This window comes from Polaromonas sp. (assembly GCF_030680935.1).
Taxonomy (GTDB): domain Bacteria; phylum Pseudomonadota; class Gammaproteobacteria; order Burkholderiales; family Burkholderiaceae_C; genus Polaromonas.
The window spans coordinates 146,952-161,197 of the sequence record NZ_JAUXUP010000047.1 but is presented as its reverse complement, the minus strand read 5'-3'; the positions used below and the strand labels follow the sequence as shown (position 1 = coordinate 161,197).

General features: G+C 62.5%; 16 protein-coding genes. 12 read left to right on the top strand and 4 right to left on the bottom strand.

What is annotated here, in order from left to right; genetic code table 11:
* Positions 1–215: 215 nt before the first annotated feature.
* On the bottom strand, positions 216–1,325 hold the full coding sequence (locus tag Q8L50_RS12855; protein ID WP_305349025.1) for a class I SAM-dependent methyltransferase: 1,110 nt from the start codon (positions 1,323–1,325) through the stop codon (positions 216–218).
* Between the two features lie 65 nt (positions 1,326–1,390).
* Here Q8L50_RS12855 and Q8L50_RS12850 point away from each other — a divergent pair, with 65 nt between their 5' ends.
* The 6 genes from Q8L50_RS12850 to Q8L50_RS12825 are packed head-to-tail and all read left to right on the top strand — an operon-like array spanning position 1,391 to position 5,980.
* Positions 1,391–2,185 (top strand): SDR family oxidoreductase, encoded by a 795-nt coding sequence (locus Q8L50_RS12850; RefSeq protein ID WP_305349024.1) that lies wholly within the window; start codon positions 1,391–1,393, stop codon positions 2,183–2,185.
* Between the two features lie 40 nt (positions 2,186–2,225).
* Positions 2,226–2,597 (top strand): dihydroneopterin aldolase, encoded by a 372-nt coding sequence (locus Q8L50_RS12845; RefSeq protein ID WP_305349023.1) that lies wholly within the window; start codon positions 2,226–2,228, stop codon positions 2,595–2,597.
* Between the two features lie 19 nt (positions 2,598–2,616).
* Positions 2,617–3,558: a tRNA 2-thiocytidine(32) synthetase TtcA gene (gene ttcA, locus Q8L50_RS12840; protein WP_305349022.1), complete on the top strand. Its 942-nt coding sequence runs from the start codon at positions 2,617–2,619 to the stop codon at positions 3,556–3,558.
* Between the two features lie 27 nt (positions 3,559–3,585).
* Positions 3,586–4,215 (top strand): DUF4136 domain-containing protein, encoded by a 630-nt coding sequence (locus Q8L50_RS12835; RefSeq protein WP_305349021.1) that lies wholly within the window; start codon positions 3,586–3,588, stop codon positions 4,213–4,215.
* A complete protein-coding gene (locus tag Q8L50_RS12830; protein ID WP_305349020.1) occupies positions 4,212–4,853 on the top strand; it encodes a histidine phosphatase family protein in 642 nt (213 codons plus the stop codon). Before Q8L50_RS12835 ends, Q8L50_RS12830 begins: the two co-directional genes overlap by 4 nt.
* Complete coding sequence (locus tag Q8L50_RS12825) at positions 4,853–5,980, top strand: DSD1 family PLP-dependent enzyme (RefSeq protein ID WP_305349019.1); 1,128 nt, start codon at positions 4,853–4,855, stop codon at positions 5,978–5,980. Before Q8L50_RS12830 ends, Q8L50_RS12825 begins: the two co-directional genes overlap by 1 nt.
* A 104-nt stretch (positions 5,981–6,084) precedes the next feature.
* Here the strand turns inward: Q8L50_RS12825 and Q8L50_RS12820 are convergent, their stop codons facing one another.
* Entirely contained in the window at positions 6,085–6,561 is a 477-nt protein-coding gene (locus Q8L50_RS12820; protein WP_305349018.1) for a peptidylprolyl isomerase, read from the bottom strand.
* A 71-nt stretch (positions 6,562–6,632) separates the two neighbouring features.
* Entirely contained in the window at positions 6,633–7,535 is a 903-nt protein-coding gene (locus tag Q8L50_RS12815; RefSeq protein WP_370869795.1) for a LysR family transcriptional regulator ArgP, read from the bottom strand.
* Positions 7,536–7,617: 82 nt separating this feature from the next.
* Here Q8L50_RS12815 and Q8L50_RS12810 point away from each other — a divergent pair, with 82 nt between their 5' ends.
* On the top strand, positions 7,618–8,910 hold the full coding sequence (locus tag Q8L50_RS12810) for a D-amino acid dehydrogenase (RefSeq protein ID WP_305349017.1): 1,293 nt from the start codon (positions 7,618–7,620) through the stop codon (positions 8,908–8,910).
* Between the two features lie 74 nt (positions 8,911–8,984).
* On the opposite strand, the gene Q8L50_RS12805 is transcribed toward Q8L50_RS12810, so the two are convergent.
* Positions 8,985–9,779 carry an IclR family transcriptional regulator gene (locus Q8L50_RS12805; protein WP_305349016.1) on the bottom strand — a complete coding sequence of 265 codons (795 nt, stop codon included), beginning with the start codon at positions 9,777–9,779 and terminating at the stop codon, positions 8,985–8,987.
* A 136-nt stretch (positions 9,780–9,915) separates the two neighbouring features.
* Between Q8L50_RS12805 and Q8L50_RS12800 the strand changes: the two genes are divergently transcribed.
* Genes Q8L50_RS12800 through Q8L50_RS12780 form a run of 5 tightly spaced genes read left to right on the top strand, consistent with a single transcriptional unit; the run spans position 9,916 to position 14,085 of the window.
* Positions 9,916–10,368 (top strand): type II 3-dehydroquinate dehydratase, encoded by a 453-nt coding sequence (locus tag Q8L50_RS12800; protein ID WP_305349015.1) that lies wholly within the window; start codon positions 9,916–9,918, stop codon positions 10,366–10,368.
* 39 nt (positions 10,369–10,407) lie between these two features.
* Entirely contained in the window at positions 10,408–11,397 is a 990-nt protein-coding gene (gene dctP, locus Q8L50_RS12795; protein WP_305349014.1) for a TRAP transporter substrate-binding protein DctP, read from the top strand.
* Entirely contained in the window at positions 11,394–11,915 is a 522-nt protein-coding gene (locus Q8L50_RS12790) for a TRAP transporter small permease (RefSeq protein ID WP_305349013.1), read from the top strand. Before dctP ends, Q8L50_RS12790 begins: the two co-directional genes overlap by 4 nt.
* Entirely contained in the window at positions 11,912–13,213 is a 1,302-nt protein-coding gene (locus Q8L50_RS12785; RefSeq protein WP_305349012.1) for a TRAP transporter large permease, read from the top strand. Before Q8L50_RS12790 ends, Q8L50_RS12785 begins: the two co-directional genes overlap by 4 nt.
* Positions 13,210–14,085: a shikimate dehydrogenase gene (locus Q8L50_RS12780; protein ID WP_305349011.1), complete on the top strand. Its 876-nt coding sequence runs from the start codon at positions 13,210–13,212 to the stop codon at positions 14,083–14,085. The genes Q8L50_RS12785 and Q8L50_RS12780 overlap by 4 nt, the downstream gene beginning before the upstream one ends.
* Positions 14,086–14,246: the final 161 nt, after the last annotated feature.

Genomic DNA, 14,246 nt, shown 5'->3' with positions numbered 1-14,246 from the left:
AACAAATGCGGATTCGGATGCGGGGAGACCTGACGCGCGCAGCGCGTCAGGTCGGACCACGGGACCGTCATGTTTGCACGCGCTTGCAGCACACGCGGCCAAATGAAGTCCCCCTCCATCGCCCAGCGGGGCGAGGGAGGGGCTAGGGGTGGGAGTGGGGAGTTAGACCCTACTGTCCAGAGCAGACCCGAGACGCAGCGTGACGCCGACAGCAGTCACAAGGTATGCGTTCTATCCCCAACCCCAAACCCCATCGCCTGCCACCCCCTCCAGGGGTTGCCAGCGGAGTTCACGGCAAAACCGATCACCTTGAACAGCTCTCCCATCTCGTGCTCATTGACCAGCTTCTGCACCATGGCCCGCTCTGCCAGCGTGGCTTCCTCCATACCATCCAGCAAGCCGCAGTTCAGCAGAAAACGCGCCTGGCTGGTGTAGCCCAGTACCTGCAGACCGGCCTCTTGTGCGGCCAGCGCTATGCCGCTGAAGTTGACATGCGCGGTGATGTCTTTCTCGCCCACATCCCGCAAGGCATCGGTATCCGCCACATGCCCCCGGTGGCACATGAGGGTGCCCATGCTGCGCTGCGGGTGGTAATACTCGTGCTCGGGGAAACCGTAGTCGAGCAGAAACACCGCACCGGCCTGCAAGCGGTCGGCCAGGGTGGCGACAAAACCTTCGGCCTGGGGATGGATTTCGGTCAGGTAGTCGTGCTCTCCGGTCACTTCCAGCGGTGGCCGCAGGGCCGTCGGCTGGTCTGCGTGCACAAAAACACCGTCCTGAACGGCGACACCGCGTTCATGCCAGATGCCATTCACGCGGGCCAGCAGCTGAACCGGCATGGCGTCCAGCACCTCGTTGCCAAGCACGACGCCGTACATCTGCGCCGGCAGTTCACTGACCCAGCGGACCTTGTCGCCCCAGGCCGCCAGGCGTTCGCCTTGCCTGGCCTGCAGCGCGCCGGACAGATCGACGATGGTGTAACGCGTGATCTGCGGCCCCAGGGCTTCGAGCAATTGCCCCGCCAGGGCGCCGGAGCCAGCGCCAAACTCCCAGATCTCCTGGGTATCCGTGGCCTGCAGGGCCTGTGCCACCTGCCGCGACAGCGCCAGGCCAAAACGCGGCGACAGCTCTGGCGCGGTCACAAAATCGCTGCCCGAGCCCGGCATGAGGCCGAATTTGCGCGAATCGTGGGCGTAGTAACCGAGGCCAGGGGTGTAAAGCGCCATCGCCATGAAGCGGTCAAAACCCATCCAGCCGCCTGCGGAGGTGATGGCCTTTTGAATCTGCCCGGCGAGGGCGCTCGTTAAACTAGGGGGTGTCGTCATGCGGGGGTACTCACCTCCGAATTGTCGGCGATTGCCGTGCCGCCAAGCCCCCAACTGTCCAACTCATGCCTGTAGCGTCTCCTGCCCCTGTTGTTCTTGTCACCGGCGCCGCCAAACGGCTGGGCCGTGAGATCGCGCTGGCGCTGGCGGCGGGTGGCTGGCGAGTGGCCGTGCACTACCGCAGTTCAGCCGAAGATGCTACTAAAACAGTAGCTGATTGCGCAATGCTGGCAGGGGCTGCAGCACCTTTTCATTGCGAACTTGACGATGAGGATGCGGTCCGTGAGCTGTTGCCACAGGTCATCAGCCATTTTGGCCAGGTGGATGCGGTGGTCAACAATGCCTCCACCTTTGAACACGACAGCGTGGCCAGCTTCAGTTTTGCAGCGCTTGAAAAACACATGCGCAGCAACACCGGCGCCGCCATTGTGCTGGCCCAGGCATTACACGCGCATGTGCTGGCGCGGCAGGCCACAGGTACGCTGGCCGAGCAAACCGGCCGGTTTGCGGTGATTAACCTGCTGGACCAGAAACTCTGGAACCCCAACCCCGATTTTTTCAGCTACACCCTGTCCAAGGCTGCGCTGGAAGCGGCCAACACCATGCTGGCCATTGCGCTGGCGCCGCAAGTGCGCGTGGTGGGCGTGGCCCCCGGCCTGACGCTGACCAGCCATATGCTGAGCGATGAAAAATTTGAGGCGCTGCATAAACTTTCGCCGCTGGGGCGCTCTTCCAGCCCGCTTGACGTGGTCGCCACCGTCAAATTTGCGCTGGAAAACAGCTCCATTACCGGCACCACGCTGTTGGTCGATGGAGGCCAGCACCTGATGAAATTCGAGCGCGATTTCTCACTGATGTGAGCGCGCATTCCTACACACGTACTGCAGGCCGCTAGCCATCATGTTCAATACCCGGGGTAACCAGATACTGACGCTCACAGGTTTGCGCTTTGACGCGAATCTGGGCATTCTCGACCAGGAGAAAACCGCGCCGCAACCAATTCAGGTTGATGCTGAACTGAATCTGGGCACGCAACCCCTGCTGCCCAGCGACGATGACATTCACCATGTGCTGGACTACCGCAAGGTGCGGCAGATCATCATCAACGAATGCCGGGCCGAACATGTGAACCTGCTGGAGACGTTGATCGGCAAGCTGGCGCACAGGCTGATGCAGTTGCCCGGTGTGCTGGGGGTGCGCGTGAAAATTGCCAAACTTGAAATTTTTGACGACTGCGAAGTGGCGATTCGCGTCGAAACCGGCCAGTGGTGAACCTGATGGATGAAAACTTATGAGTGCTGTATTGAATGACTTGAAGGGCAAGGTCCTGAATGACGCAGAGGCTCCGGCCAAAGGCGGCGTCAAGATCGAGCGTGAAGAACACAAGCTCGAAAAGCGCCTGTGCCGAGAGGTGGGCCGCGCGATTGTGGACTTCAACATGATCGAGGAAGGCGACAAGGTCATGGTCTGCGTCTCGGGCGGCAAGGACAGCTACGCCATGCTGGACATCCTGCTCAAGCTGCAAAAGCGCGCACCCATCAACTTCGAGCTGATTGCCGTCAATCTCGACCAGAAGCAACCGGGTTTTCCTGATCACATCCTGCCGCAGTACCTGGAAAAGCTCGGTGTGCCTTTCCACATCGAAACCCAGGACACCTACAGCATCGTCAAGCGCGTGATTCCCGAGGGCAAGACCATGTGTTCACTTTGCTCGCGGCTGCGCCGCGGCATTTTGTACCGCGTGGCAGAAGAGTTGGGCGCCACCAAGATTGCGCTGGGTCACCACCGCGACGACATGTTGCAGACTTTTTTTCTCAACATGTTTTTTGCCTCGCGTCTGAAAGGAATGCCGCCCAAACTGGTCAGCGACACCGGCAAACATGTGGTGATCCGGCCCATGGCCTATGTGCCCGAAAAAGATCTGATCAAGTGGGCGCAGGTGCGCGACTTTCCCATCATCCCCTGCACCCTGTGCGGCAGCCAGCAAAACCTGCAACGCGTGCAGGTCGGCAACATGCTGCGCGAATGGGACAAAAAATTTCCAGGCCGCCTGGAGAACATGTTCACTTCGCTGCAGAACGTTGTGCCCTCGCACCTGATGGACGGCAAGCAGCACGACTTCAAGGGCATACGCAGCACCGGCATGCCGGACCCGGAGGGCGATAAGGCCTTTGACGCCGAAGAATTTTTTGAGCCAGTGCGGCCTGGCCTGGGTGTCATCACACTTCAGTAATTTCAAGCCATTTATGCCAGGAGTCCCATGAAACGTGCGCTGACAGCTATTGGTTTAATAGCAACATTGATGGGGGTGACCGGTTTGCTGGGCGGTTGTGCCAGCACCCGCGTGGTCGAAAGCGAGGTCAGCAGCTTCGCCCGCTGGTCGCCAGCACCCCCTGTACCTGGCAGCACTTACCGCTTTGAGCGGCTGCTCTCGCAGCAGCAGCCAGACGCACCTCAGGCGCGTCTGGAAAACCTGGCACAGGCCGCGCTGGCCCGAGTCGGTTTGCAGCACAATCCGCAGGCCGCCGCCTTCAGCGTGCAGATCTCGGCCAGTTCACAACCGGTGCCGCGCTCTCGATGGGGCGGCGGTGGCTATCCCTTTGGGGGCCCCAACATCTTTGTGGGTGGCGGCATCGGCAGTGGAGCGGGTGTCGGCTTCGGATTTGGTTTTCCGCTGGGCGGCATGGACACGCCGCTGTACCGGCGCGAGGTCGGTGTGGTGATGCGCGAGTTGCGCAGCAACCAGACGGTGTACGAGACCCGCGCCGTCAGCGAAGAGCCCTGGCTGGACACCGACCCGGTGCTGGCCGCCATGTTTGACGCCGCGCTGCGCGGCTTCCCGGTGCCTCCGGCCGGGCCGCGCCGCGTCAACATCGAGATCAAGCCTTGAGCGAGGCGGCGCGCGTACTGGCGATCCGCCACGGTGAAACCGCCTGGAACGTGGACACCCGCATTCAGGGACAGCTCGATGTGGGCCTGAACGACACCGGGCGCTGGCAGGCCGAGCGGCTGGCGCAGGCACTGGCCGGCGAGCCCATCAGTGCCATCTATGCCAGCGACCTGGGCCGTGCCCATCACACCGCACTGGCCATCAGCCGCGTAGCAGGTGTCACTGTGAATTCTGAGCCGGGCTTGCGCGAGCGCCACTTTGGCGAGTTTCAGGGCAAGACCTACGCCGAGATTGAAACCCTGCTGCCCGAACAAGCCAGGCTGTGGCGCACCCGCGACCCCGCTTTTGCGCCGCCCGGTGGCGAATCCCTGCTGCAGCTGCGTGAGCGCGTGGTCAGCACCGCCGCAAAACTCGCAGCGCGCCACCCCGGCCAGCTGATTGCGCTGGTCGGCCACGGCGGGGTGATGGACGTCTTGTACCGCGCCGCCACCCGGCTGGACATCCAGGCACCGCGTACCTGGGCGCTGGGTAACGCCGCGATCAACCGCCTGCTCTGGACACCCGAAGGTTTCACGCTGGTCGGTTGGGCCGATACCCAGCATCTTCATGCAGACACTCTGGATGAAAGCAGCGCCTGATGTATCTGCTGTCTGACATTCTGGGCCGCCCTGCCGCCGACATCGACACGCCTGCCCTGGTCATCGACCTGGACGCGATGGAGCGCAACCTCGCGCGCATGGCGGCCTTTGCCGCGCAGCATGGCGTGAAGCTGCGACCCCACGCCAAGATGCACAAAAGTGCCGCGCTGGCCAAGCTGCAGATGGCGCATGGCGCCGTGGGCGTTTGTGTGCAGAAGACGGCAGAGGCAGAGGCACTGGCCGCGCTGGGCGTCAGCAACATCTACATCAGCAACGAGGTGGTCTCTCCCTTCAAGCTCAAACGTGTCGCGGCGCTGGCGCGTGAGCTTGAAGCACTGGGTGGGCAACTGGCGATTGCGGTGGACAGCCCGGAAGGCCTGTGGCGGCTGGCGCAGGCCATGCACGGGCAGCATTGCATCGTCCGGGTGTTCATCGAGCTTGATGTGGGCCACGGCCGCTGCGGCCTGGCCCCGGGCGTGGCCGCCGTGCCGCTGGCGGCAGAAATCGCCAGACATGCGGCGCTGAAGTTCGGTGGCCTGCAGGCCTACCATGGCCGCGCCCAGCATTTCCGCACGGTCGTCGAAAGGCGAGAGGGTATTGCCCTAGTCATCGCGCACGTCGAAGCCACCAAAGAGGCGCTGCAGGCGGCAGGCTTTGAAGTGCCACTGGTTACGGGCGCCGGTACCGGCACTTTTGCGCTGGAGGCAGCCAGCGGGGTGTATGGTGAGCTGCAGGCCGGTTCTTACCTCTTTATGGATCGCGATTACGCGGACAACGAAGCCGACCCGGCTCAACCGGTGTTTGAACATGCCTTGTTTGTCAAAAGCCAGGTCATGAGTGTCAGCGCGAGCCACGCGGTGGTGGACGCCGGCCACAAAAGCCACGCGATCGATTCAGGCCTGCCGGCGGTCCACGGCCTCGCGCTGGACTACAGCAACGGCGGCGACGAGCACGGCATTGTGCGCGGCGCGGTGTTGCCGGCGCTGGGTGATACGGTCTGGCTGATTCCCGGCCACTGCGACCCGACCGTCAATTTGCACGACCACCTGCTTGGCGTGCGCGGCGGCCTGCAGCACGGCACGGTAGAGCAAATCATCAAAGTGGATGCCAGAGGCGCGTTGACCTGAACACGCGGGTCTGCAAGCCGGAGCAGGACCCTGCCGTGCAAGAAAATGCGCTTGCTTGGTTCTGCCCTCGGTTTCACGCTTGAAGTACGAACCCCCGCCGCAGCTCAGTGATGGTGCCCATGCTCGCCATGTACATGGCGGTGCGCAATTTCTTCGTCACTGGCTTTACGCACTTCGGTCACGGTCAGGTTGAAGCGCAGGGCCTTGCCGGCCAGCGGGTGGTTGCCGTCCAGCAATACGGTGTCGCCTTTTATTTTGGTGACGGTGAAGGCATGTGTTTGTCCGTCATCGCCGCGCCCCTCGAGTTGCCCGCCGACCTTCACGCCGGGGGGGAACTGTGTTTTGGGGATGGTGCGCACCAGGCCTTCATCGCGCAGGCCAAAGGCATCTGCGGGCTGCAGCTCCAGCGTGGTCTGGTAACCCGCAGTTTTTCCCTCGAGAGCTTCTTCTATCTTGGGCAGCGTGTTGCCATAACCACCATGCAGGTAAACCATGGGCGCCTTGCTTTCTTCCAGCAGCTTGCCTTGCAGGTCGGTCACCTTGAAGCGCAGGGTAACGGCGGTGTCTTTTTCGATGTTCATGGGGGTGGGGATTTGATGGGAAACCAGCATTTTCGCGCAAAGTCGGATCTGCGCCGGGGCGGCGCCCGGTTTCAATTCAGCAGCTTGCCGGCTTCCGACGCCAGAGCCGCCGAGATCGAATCGAGCACGGCGGACTCCAGGTTCCAGCAATGCCAGAACAGCTGCACCGGCAGCACATGTTTTGACGCCACATTGACCAGACGGCCGCTTTTGATAAGGTCGCGTACCAGCAGCTCGGGCAACACACTGACACCCCAGCCGGCCAGGGCGGCGCGCAGTTGGCCTTCCGAACTCGGTACAAACAACTGACACAGCGAGATCCGCTTGAGTCCCACGGCCTTGGCGACAAACTCGCTTTGCATGTCGTCCTTGCGGTTGAAGGCCACGTAGGTCAGGGCGCGAAAATTCGAAGCGTCCAGACCCCCCGGCAGATGGGTTTTGGCGTAGGCCGGTTCAGCCACTGCGACATAGTTCATCGCGCCCAGGTGCGCCACCTTGCAGCCGCGCAGGGCCTGCTTCAGGGTGGTGACGCAGCCCAACACATGGCCTTGGCGCAGCCAGTCGTGCGTGAAATCCTGGTCATCCACAATGATCTCGACTGGCAGGCCTTGCCGGACCAGGCCGGTCAGTGCGTCCAGCGCCCAGCTGGCAATGCTGTCTGCATTGATCGCAATCGAGACACGTTCTTCCTCGCGCACACCACCCGACAAACCTGGCGCCAGCTCTTTCAGGTCACGCTCGAGGTCGGCGCGTATCAGGCGCAGCTGGCGTGTGTGTTTGAGCAGCAACTTGCCGGCCGACGTGGCTTTCAGGGGCCGGCTGCGCACAATCAAAATCGCACCGACCTGTCCTTCCAGCACGCGCAGGCGCTGGGAGATCGCCGACTGGGTGACGTTCAGGCGCTGCGCGGCACGCTCAAACCCGCCTTCTTCAACAATGGCAGCCAGGCATTCGAGGGCAAGGGGGTCGTACATAAAAATATTAGCCCATCTAATGGTTTGCCAAAGAGTTTAACGAGGCTGTTAATTTGCGGCAAGCTCGGCCAAACTCCCGAGCATGAAAATTATTGTCATGGGCGCCGGCATCATTGGCGTCAGTACCGCCTGGCACCTGGTGCAGCAGGGGCACGATGTGACGGTGGTGGATCGTCAAGGCAGTGCCGCCATGGAAACCAGCTTTGCCAATGCGGCGCAGATATCGGTGAGTTACTGCGAGCCCTGGGCGAATCCGCAGGCGCCGGCCAAGCTGCTCAAGTGGATGTTGCGCAACGATGCGCCCCTGCTGTTTCGGCCGCGGCTGGACTGGCGCCAGTGGCGCTGGGGGCTGCAGTTTCTGGGCCAGTGTACGGATGCAGCCTTCAGGCGCAACGTCGAGCAACTGGTGGCCCTGGGCGCCTACAGCCATGAAGCGCTCAAGGATATTGTTCAGGCCACCGGCATTGTGTACGACCGGCTGGAGCGCGGTATTGCGCACTATTACACCGACCAGCAGGCGTTTGATTCGGCCGCAGAAGCAGCGGCGCTGATGCGAAACTTCGGCGTCAACCGCCGCGTGGTCAGCCGCAGCGAACTGTTCCAGATAGAGCCCGCTTACCGCTCTTTTGCGGACCACATTGTGGGCGGTACCTACACCGCCAGCGACGAAAGCGGCGATGCACGTGTGTTCACTCAGGAGTTGGCGCAAAGGTGCGAAGCTGTTGGTGTGCGGTTTGTCTACGGCCATGACATTGTCCGGCTGGAAAAAGCCGGCGATGCCATCACCTCTGTGCAGCTCAGAAAGCGCGACACCGGCGAACAGCTGCCCTGGCAGGCCGACGCCTATGTCGTTGCCTGTGGTTCCTGGTCGGCGCCCTTGCTCCGCACTGCGGGCGTGGACCTGTCCATTTACCCCGGCAAGGGTTACAGCGCGACCTTCAAATTATTGAAACCCGAAATGGCCCCATGGGTCAGCGCCATCGACGATGAGCTCAAATGTGCGATCAGCCGGCTGGGCGACACCTTGCGTGTGGCCGGCACGATTGAAGTGGCAGGCTACGATTTGTCTCTGGATACCCCGCTGGCTCAGGCCCGCTGCCAGATGCTGGCCGATCGCATTGAGCAGGTTCTGCCGGGTGTTTGTGACACGCGCACGGCCGGGGAGGGCGGGCAGCCCAACTTCTGGGCCGGCCTCAGACCCGCCACGCCGACCAACATCCCCTATATCGGCAAAACCCAGGTCGGCAAGCTCTGGGTCAATGCCGGCCATGGCACTCTGGGCTGGACCCACGGCGCCGGCTCGGGCAAGGCGCTGGCTGAACTGATAGGCGGCAACAGTCCCTTGTTGCCGTTCAAGTTTCTCGGCACCGACTGAGTTTTGTCGGGGCTGCTCGCGATCGCGGCATGGAGGCCGCGCTCAGCCGCTGCGTTGATACCAGCCAATCACTTTCAGCCCTTGCCCAGGGGCGGTCGACCAAACAAGGTGGATGCGTTGCTGATAGGGCCGAGCTGCGCGGCCGAGTCCAGCAGCGCAGGCGCGAGTTCGTGTATTCGTTCGGTGCCCAGGCGCGAGCGGGGGCCCGCGATGCTGATGACGCCTATCACTTCCCTGCGCAGAAACACAGGCGCCGCCATCGCGGCCATGCCCGGCGCAAATACCTCGTCGATCATGGCGTAGCCGCGCACACGCGCCGCATGCAGAAAGCCCAGCAAGGCCTTGAGGGTGGTCGGGGCCTTCGGGCCATACGCCGCAGGGGTACCAAATCCCTGGCGCGAGACCAGTTCCAGTGCGCGCTCGTCGCTCAGGGTCATCAGCCAGGCGTGACCTGACGCCGTGCAGGACAGGCGCGCGTCCATGCCCATGTCCGGGTCGTAGCGCAGCCCGGTTTGCCGCATGCCCTGCGACTTGGCCACCCAAGTCAGGCGATCACCATCGACGATGGACAGGCGCACTAGCTCGCCCGAGCTTTGCGCCAGCCGTTCCATCAGCGGCTCGGCGACGTCAACAATCCCTGCGCTGCTCAAAAACCCGAGTCCCAGCGATGCCATCTTGAGGGTCAGCACATAGTCGCCCTGCTTGCGCGCCTGACGCACGTAACCCTGCTGCTGCAGGTCTGCAAGCAAGCGGTGGCAAGCGCTGAGCGGAATATCGAGTTCCGAGGCGATCAGCGAAAGCGGTAGACCTTCGGGGAACCGCGTGAGGTGTTCCAGCAAGGACAAGCCGCGCTCAAGTGCGATGTTCATTTTGAATTATGAAATGTGTTTCCAGTTTGGAAACATTTTCCCATGGGGCTCGCAGAATTGCCACCACCCCAATAGGTCGAAGCAGACTTGGAGACAACAGCGCTATGAGCAACCGTCCTGATTTGACCCGCGCCAAATGACCGGCACCATTTACGTTCTCAACGGCCCCAACCTCAATCTGCTGGGTGTTCGGGAGCCGCAGCTGTATGGCAGCACCACGCTGGCAGAGGTAGAGCAACTGTGCCGGCGCGTGGCTGGCGAACTGGGCCTTGGCTGTGAGTTCCGTCAGACCAACCACGAAGGCGTCATGGTCGACTGGGTGCAGGAAGCGCGCGAAAAAGCCGCCGCTCTCGTGATCAATCCGGCCGGGCTGTCGTTTCGCTCCATCCCCTTGCTGGACGCGCTCAAGGCGGTTGATTTGCCAGTTGCCGAAGTCCACATCACCAACATTCACAGGCGCGACGCGCTGTACCAGCATTCGCTGGTGTCGCTCGCCGCCACCGGGGTCATCTGCGGCTTCGGCGCCTTCGGTTACGAGCTGGCTATCCGCGCCCTGGCCCAGCGCCCGGCGGCTGTCCCGGCAGTCTGAGTTCCCCGTTTTTTCATCACGACCCCACAGGAGACCACCATGAACCATTCGATCGATCGCCGCAAACTGTTGGGTGCCGCAGGCGTGCTTGCTGCCGGCACTGTATTGCCGGCATGGGCCCAGAGCCCGCCCACATTGCGTTTTGCCGCCGTGTTCTCCGACAAGGACATCCGCGCGGAGATGATGAACCAGTTCGCCAAAGAGGTCGCCGCCGACTTCAAGATCGAGCTGCATCTGAACTCCACCCTGTTCCGCCAAGGTACGGAACTGGTGGCCCTGCAGCGCGACAACCTCGAAATGGGCAACATCGCGCCGCAGGACATTTCCAAACAGGTGCCGGCCTGGTCGCTGCTGACCTCGGCCTACCTGTTTCGCGACGCCAACCACTTGAACACTTTCTTTGCCAGCGACATGGGCGCGCAGATGAAGAAGATGGTGGAAGACCAGGTGAAGGTAAAAATTCTCGGCCCGACCTTCTTCGGCACCCGTCACGTGGGTCTGAAGTCGAAAAAGAAAATCAATGTGCCAGCCGACCTGGCCGGGGTCAAGCTGCGCATGCCGCCTGGCGAAACCTGGCAGATGCTGGGCCGCTCGATTGGTGCGAACCCCACGCCGATGGCCTATGCAGAAACCTATACCGGCCTTCAGACCGGCGCCATCGACGGCCAGGACAACCCCTTGCCCAACGTGCAGAACATGAAGTTCTACGAAGTGATGTCGCAGATCGCGCTGACCTCACACCTGGTGGCGTTTGATTTGCTCACGGTCAACATGAAAACCTGGCAGTCCATGACACCGGCCAAACAGCGCAGCTTCCAGGCTGCCGCCGACAAGGCCATCGCCTGGAGCGCAGCGGAACACCAGAAACGCGAGGCTGAACTGGCCGAGACTTTCCGCAAACAGGGGCTGGACGTGTATGTGCCCAACATCAACGCCTTCCGCGACCATGCCCAGAAGATGTACCTGGCGTCCGACGAAGCCAAGACCTGGCCAGCCGGCATGGTCGACAAAATCAACGCCCTGAAGTGAGCCTTGGCGCCATGCTGCAGCGGGTGACGGCCCCGCTGCATCGATTTGCCGAAGGGGTTGCCGCGCTGTTGCTGGCGGTGATTTTTGTCGCCTTCATCGTGCAGATCACCATGCGCTACCTGTTCAACGCGCCGGTGGGCTGGACCACGGAGGTGTCCCTGGCGGCATGGCTGTGGCTGGTGCTGTGGGGGGCGGCGTTTGTCCTGAAGGATGACGAGGAAATCCGGATTGACCTGGTTCCCGCGCGAGCGGGTCGGCGGACCCGCCGGGTGATTGGGGTCATTGCGGCGCTGGCTGTGATCGTGCTGTTTGGCATGTCGCTGCCTGCTTCGTGGTCTTACGTGAGCTTCATGAAGGTGGAGAAGAGCGCCACCCTGGGCATCCGCATGGATGTCATGTATTCCATTTATCTGGTGTTTGTGGTCGCCGTCATCGCACGCGCCCTGCGACATCTGGTCCGCGGTCCTGTAAAGGCCTCTACAGACTTGCCCTCTTCTGGCTCCGCGTCCGCTTTATGAACTTCACCAGTCCGTTCTCACTGGCGGTGGGCGCCATTGTGGCGCTCAGCCTGCTTGGCGTGCCAGTCGGGCAGGCCATGATCGGTGGCTCTGTGCTGTACCTGTACCTCAAGGGCATGGACATGGGTACAGCGGCCGAACAGTTGCTCAATGGCACGTACTCCAGCTTTCTGCTGCTGGCGATTCCGCTGTTCATCCTGGCCGCCACCATCATGAGCACTGGCAGCATCCTGGACCGGCTGCTGCGCTTTTGCAACGCGATCGTCGGGCGCTTCCCCGGCGGTCTGGCCCAGGTCAACGTGTTGCAAAGCGTGGTGTTTGCCAGCATGTCGGGTTCTGCCCTGGCAGACGCAGCAGGCTCAGGCAAGGTGATGCAGGCCATGATGACGAAGAACGGCAAGTACACGCCGGCTTTCGCCGCTGCGCTGAGTGCCGTGTCCGCCGTGATCGGGCCCATCCTGCCGCCATCCATTCCGCTGGTGCTGTACGCCCTGGTGTCCGGGACGTCCATCGGGTATCTGTTCATCGCCGGCGTGCTGCCCGGCTTGCTGCTGGGTGCCGTGCAGATGGTGCTGATCTACCTGCTGGCGAAACGGCGCGGCTTTCCGCTGGAGCCAAAGGTGCCGCTGCGCGAGATGCCCCGCATCACACGCGAGGCCTTTCCCGCGCTGTTGCTGCCGGTCATTCTTCTGGGCTGCCTGTACAGCGGCATCACCACGCCGACCGAAGCTGCGGGCGTCGCCGCCGCGTATGCGCTGCTGATCTCGGTCGGGCTGTACCGCAGCCTGGGTTGGGGCGATCTTTACGACTCCTTGTTGTCCAGCGCCAAGATGAGCATCTCCATCGGCATGCTGATTGCCGGTGCGCTGGTGTTCAATTACGTCATCACGTCGGAGAACATCCCCGCGACCCTCAGCGTGGCCATGAAAGGCCTGGATCTCTCGCCCCTGACCTTTCTCCTGCTGGTCAATCTGGTCCTGCTGGTGGTGGGTGCCTTCCTCGAAGGCTCGACCATCATCCTGATCATCCTGCCCGTGCTGCTGCCCACGGCGGTTGCCTTGGGTGTTGATCCGGTGCATTTCGGGGTAATGGCGGTGCTGAACATCATGATCGGGCTGGTGACGCCGCCCTATGGCCTGCTGTTGTTCATGATGATGAAGATTGCCAATGTCTCGCTGACCGAACTGATGCGCGAGGTCCTGCCCTTCCTGCTGGTGATGCTGGGTGCGCTGGCGCTGGTGACCTTCTGGCCAGGGATGGTGCTGTGGTTGCCCCGGCTAGCGGGCTACACGGGATGAACGCGGGCGCCGGCAGGTTCCTCGTCGGCCTGATAGGCGCCGGCATTCAGCGTTCGCTGACCCCCGCCATGCAGGAGGAAGAAGCGCGCCACCAGGGCCTGCACCTGCATTACCAGCTGATTGACCTGGACCGCACACCGGGCGCACTGGAGCAGTGGCCCTCCTTGCTCAGGGCCGCGCAGGTCATGGGGTTCACCGGCCTGAATATCACTTACCCGTGCAAGCAGGCGGTGCTTCCCTTGCTGGACGAATTGTCGCCCGATGCGCAAGCCATGGGCGCTGTGAACACGGTGCTTTTTAGAGACGGAAAACGGGTGGGGCACAACACCGACGGATCGGGCTGGGCCTGGGGCTTTGGCCGCGCGCTCCCCCACGCCGACCTGGGCTGTGTGGTGCTGCTGGGGGCTGGCGGCGCAGGCTCGGCGATTGCCAACGCAGTGTTGCGGCTGGGCGCAGGGCAGCTGCGCCTGGTGGACAGTGACCATGTGCGTGCGCAGGCCTTGGCCGACGCGCTCAATGCGCGTTTTGGCGGCAGAGCCATGGCCATCCGCGATGCGGCGCAAGCGCTGGACGGCGCCACCGGCCTCGTCCACGCCACGCCAACCGGCATGGAGAAGTTGCCCGGTCTGCCGGTTCCAGCGACCTGCCTGCGGCCATCGATGTGGGTGTCCGAGGCGGTTTATTTCCCGCTCCGGACCGAGCTGTTGGAAGCGGCTGAAGCCATGGGTTGCCTCACGGTCGATGGCGGCACCATGGCTGTGGGGCAAGCGGTGGGTGCCTTCGAGTTGTTCACCGGCCTGAAGGCTGACGCAGGGCGCGTGGAGCGGCATTTTCGAGGTCTTCTGGCCGCCACTCGGGTTGCGGGGCGATAAGCAAGCGCACAAGATGCTATCAAAACAGTAGCTGCCTGCGCATGTCTCGCATGGGATGACGGCCATTTTGGCCTATAAGTTTCGGCCGCGTGCCCGGAGCGTCCAGGATGTCAACGCCCAGTGGTGATGTCTTTGTTCGCCATCTCGCAGGGCGCTGCGCG

Excerpts from the sequence above, each read along its gene's own strand:
- Q8L50_RS12855 (WP_305349025.1), bottom strand. The coding sequence starts at position 1,325 with ATGACGACACCCCCTAGTTTAACGAGCGCCCTCGCCGGGCAGATTCAA.
- Q8L50_RS12850 (WP_305349024.1), top strand. The coding sequence starts at position 1,391 with ATGCCTGTAGCGTCTCCTGCCCCTGTTGTTCTTGTCACCGGCGCCGCC.
- Q8L50_RS12845 (WP_305349023.1), top strand. The coding sequence starts at position 2,226 with ATGTTCAATACCCGGGGTAACCAGATACTGACGCTCACAGGTTTGCGC.
- ttcA (WP_305349022.1), top strand. The coding sequence starts at position 2,617 with ATGAGTGCTGTATTGAATGACTTGAAGGGCAAGGTCCTGAATGACGCA.
- Q8L50_RS12835 (WP_305349021.1), top strand. The coding sequence starts at position 3,586 with ATGAAACGTGCGCTGACAGCTATTGGTTTAATAGCAACATTGATGGGG.
- Q8L50_RS12825 (WP_305349019.1), top strand. The coding sequence starts at position 4,853 with ATGTATCTGCTGTCTGACATTCTGGGCCGCCCTGCCGCCGACATCGAC.
- Q8L50_RS12820 (WP_305349018.1), bottom strand. The coding sequence starts at position 6,561 with ATGAACATCGAAAAAGACACCGCCGTTACCCTGCGCTTCAAGGTGACC.
- Q8L50_RS12815 (WP_370869795.1), bottom strand. The coding sequence starts at position 7,535 with ATGTACGACCCCCTTGCCCTCGAATGCCTGGCTGCCATTGTTGAAGAA.
- Q8L50_RS12810 (WP_305349017.1), top strand. The coding sequence starts at position 7,618 with ATGAAAATTATTGTCATGGGCGCCGGCATCATTGGCGTCAGTACCGCC.
- Q8L50_RS12805 (WP_305349016.1), bottom strand. The coding sequence starts at position 9,779 with ATGAACATCGCACTTGAGCGCGGCTTGTCCTTGCTGGAACACCTCACG.
- Q8L50_RS12800 (WP_305349015.1), top strand. The coding sequence starts at position 9,916 with ATGACCGGCACCATTTACGTTCTCAACGGCCCCAACCTCAATCTGCTG.
- dctP (WP_305349014.1), top strand. The coding sequence starts at position 10,408 with ATGAACCATTCGATCGATCGCCGCAAACTGTTGGGTGCCGCAGGCGTG.
- Q8L50_RS12785 (WP_305349012.1), top strand. The coding sequence starts at position 11,912 with ATGAACTTCACCAGTCCGTTCTCACTGGCGGTGGGCGCCATTGTGGCG.
- Q8L50_RS12780 (WP_305349011.1), top strand. The coding sequence starts at position 13,210 with ATGAACGCGGGCGCCGGCAGGTTCCTCGTCGGCCTGATAGGCGCCGGC.